Source organism: Streptosporangium sp. DT93, from assembly GCF_049844535.1.
Classification (GTDB): Bacteria; Actinomycetota; Actinomycetes; order Streptosporangiales; family Streptosporangiaceae; genus Streptosporangium.
Window position 1 is genome coordinate 1 of record NZ_JBNCLF010000049.1, and the last position, 1,934, is coordinate 1,934.

At 71.6% G+C, this 1,934-nt stretch carries 1 protein-coding gene; it reads left to right on the forward strand.

What is annotated here, in order from left to right:
• Positions 1–1,934, forward strand: a 1,934-nt coding sequence (locus tag ACLQ2R_RS39395) for a condensation domain-containing protein (protein WP_425966529.1), incomplete at both ends; no start/stop codon positions are given.

The window sequence follows — 1,934 nt, forward strand, 5'->3', positions numbered from 1 at the left end:
CTGCCGTTGGGCAAGCCGCTGGTCAACACCCAGGTGTGGGTCCTCGACGACACCGGCCGCCCCGTTCCCATCGGCACGCCCGGGGAGCTGTACGTCTCCGGCCCCTGCCTGTCACGCGGTTATCTGAACAACCCCGCCCTGACCGCCGAACGCTTCCAACCGCATCCCACCCACCCGGGAAAGCGGCTGTATCGCACCGGAGACCGTGGCGCCTGGTCCCCCGACGGACACATCGAATTCCACGGCCGCGTCGACCACATGGTCAAGATCCGCGGCTACCGCGTCGAACTCGGCGAAATCGAGGCCGTTCTCCAGACCCACCCGTCGGTCCTGGAAGCGGTGGTCAATCCCCACCACGACACCGACGGGCGTACCGACCTCGCCGCCTATGTCGTGCCCGGCGGTGACGGCGCCCCTGCCGGGGAGCTGCGGGCGTGGCTGTCGGAGCGGCTGCCGCGCTACATGGTGCCGCGCTGGTTCGCCGTCGTGGACGCGCTCCCCCTGACATCACGGGGAAAGGTGGACCGCCGGGCCCTGCCGGCGCCCTCAGCCGAGCGTCCTGAGCTCGTACAGGAGTTCGTCGCTCCCCTGGCCGGGCTTGAGGAGTCCCTGGCCGGGATCTGGCGCCGGATCCTGGGCGTGGACCGGGTGGGCCGCCACGACAGTTTCTTCGACCTGGGCGGCGACTCGATCCGCAGCATCCAGGTCCTCGGCCAGGCCCGCGACGCCGGACTGGGGTTCGCCCTCCAGGATCTGTTCCACGGTCCGACGCTCGCCGAGCTGGCCGGGGCGATACGGCCCACGACCGGCGCGGCCGGAGAACCGGTGCGCGAGCCGTTCTCGCTGCTGTCGCCCGAGGACCGCGAACGGCTCCCCGAGGGCCTGGCCGACGCCTACCCGATGGCCGAGCTCCAGGTCGGCATGGTCTACGAGATGGAGCTCGACCCCGACCGGCGTCCCTACCACAACGTCCACAGCCTGCGCATCACCGGTTCCTTCGACGAGACGGCCTTCCGAAGTGCGGTGGCCCGTGTCGTGGAACGGCACCCGATCCTGCGTACCTCCTTCGACCTGAGCGGTTTCGGCGAGCCGGTGCAGCTCGTCCACGCCACCGCCGACGTCCCGCTCACGGTCGCGGACCTGCGCGGCACCGACCCCGGGCGGCAGCACGCGGCACTGGAGCAGTACGTCCGCGAGCAGCGGCGCGACGTCTTCGACGTCTCCGCCGCCCCGCTGTTCCGGACGGCCGTCCATGTCCTGGACGACGAGACCTTCCAGTGGACGGTGACCGAGCACCACGCCATCCTCGACGGCTGGAGCCTGGCCTCCACGCTGACCGAGATCAGCGATCTGTACCGCGCGCTGTCGGCGGGCGAGGAGCCGGCCGTGGAGCCGCTACGGTCCGCGTACGGTGACTTCGTCGCGGCCGAGCGCGCGACGCTCGGGTCTTCGGACAGCGTGGACTTCTGGCTGGAGCGCGTGGCGGATCCGCCGGACTCGCGGCTGCCCCGATGGCCGTCCGGCCGTCCGGCCCTTCCTGTGGGGCGGGCCGTACCGGGTGAACGGCGCGAGCACAACGAGGCGGAGGGGTACGGATCGGTTCGGACGCCGCTGCCCGAGGGTCTCTCCGAGGAGCTGCAGAACCTGGCCAGGAGCTGGGGGGTGCCGTTCAAGACGGTGGTGCTGGCGGCGCACCTGCGGGTGATGAGCCTGGTCACCGGGAATTCCGACGTGCTGGTGGGGCTGACGTCCAACGGGCGGCTGGAGGAGGCCGACGGCGCGGAGGTGCGCGGCCTGTTCCTGAACACGGTGCCCTTCCGGCTGCGCCTGTCCGAGGGGAGCTGGCGTGACCTGGCGCGGGCGGTGTTCGAGGCCGAGCGTGAGCTGCTGCCGCACCGGCGCTACCCGCTGTCGGCGCTGCAGCGCAGGCTCGG